Source organism: Pelovirga sp., assembly GCF_059864205.1.
The window spans coordinates 1-1,243 of the sequence record NZ_JCBCBS010000155.1 but is presented as its reverse complement, the minus strand read 5'-3'; the positions used below and the strand labels follow the sequence as shown (position 1 = coordinate 1,243).

Sequence of the window (1,243 nt, the reverse complement as noted above, 5' to 3'; positions counted from 1 at the left end):
GTCGATGGTGCTGGAGGTCAAACGCTGAACGATGTACTCCTCGCTGAACTTGAAGTTGTTGTAAGGCGATACATACTGCTGAAACTCCTTGAGGGTCTGCCGTCCGAGATTACCGCGATCAACCAGAAACAACACCCGCTTGGCTCCGGCGAATTTAATCAAACGATAGATGAAGCTGATGGCGGTAAAGGTTTTACCGCTGCCGGTGGCCATCTGAATGAGCGCCCGCAGTCGGTTAGCTCGCAAAGATTCTTCGAGATTGGTAATTGCTTTGATCTGCGCCGGCCATAGCCCCTCGGTGACAAGTTCGGGCATCTGTTGCAGGCGGGCGAGAAAACTTGCGCTGACAGACTCTGCCGCTAAGGACGCACCATCAAGATCAGAAGAGGTGCCGGTAAAAGCATAGGCAGCGGTAAGCCATGCGGCCAAAGTTTCCGGACGATGGAAGGCAAATACGCCACGCGAACGGGGATCGGGATCAAGACCGTTGGTGAAACGAGTTTCGACGCCTGTAGACTGATAAGAGAATGGCAACGGATGGTGCCAACAGGGCAAGCTGGAAGGTAGCCCCTTGGTGTATTTATCGGATTGGGTTTCGACGCCGGTTAAGGTGGTTCCGGTCTTTTTTGCTTCGATGACCCCTGCCGCTTTGCCGTCGACATACAGCAGATAATCGGCAAAGCCGTGACCGGGCAACGGAAATTCACGGATTGCCACACCCCGTCCCGCATGGATGTGCGCGGCACCGGCATCCTGCACCAGCCAACCGGCTTTGGTCAGCAGGGCATCAATTTGTTGGCGTGCTTCTTGTTCGGAAGGCGACATACGCCTCTCCTTGAAGTGTGGTCAGAAATCAATCAGAAGATATCGTCAATATACATTCACGAATATCCCCCAGAAAAACAAAAAACCAGACAGAACACCATAAGCATTCATTCTGGCCCAGATTTATTAATTGTGATTGTCGTTCCTTCTCACTATCCCCTCCGGATGCAAAAGGCTGCTATTACCTCATCACCGACTGCGTTTGCCGTTATCATAATAAATGCAACCATATAGCATGACTGCTTATGATTCAATTTTTATCTTAGATACTCGTTTTATAGATTTCACACCCTCACCACCGGCAAACACTCCCAGCGCGTCGTATAGGCTGGTGACTTGAGATCCTGCTTCATGTACCAGTCTTTCTTCGGGCGCTGCCCGCCGAACCAGATCTTACCGATACCGGTGTTGTTGATGC

2 protein-coding genes are annotated in these 1,243 nt (G+C 51.2%); both read right to left on the bottom strand.

Annotated features, from left to right (window positions below; translation table 11 throughout):
• Positions 1 to 825 (bottom strand): DEAD/DEAH box helicase family protein (locus tag AC6F7T_RS09890; protein WP_500718408.1); only part of this gene is annotated, 825 nt, incomplete at its 3' end.
• A gap of 284 nt (positions 826 to 1,109) precedes the next feature.
• Entirely contained in the window at positions 1,110 to 1,226 is a 117-nt protein-coding gene (locus AC6F7T_RS09885; RefSeq protein ID WP_500718411.1) for a DUF4113 domain-containing protein, read from the bottom strand.
• Positions 1,227 to 1,243: the final 17 nt, after the last annotated feature.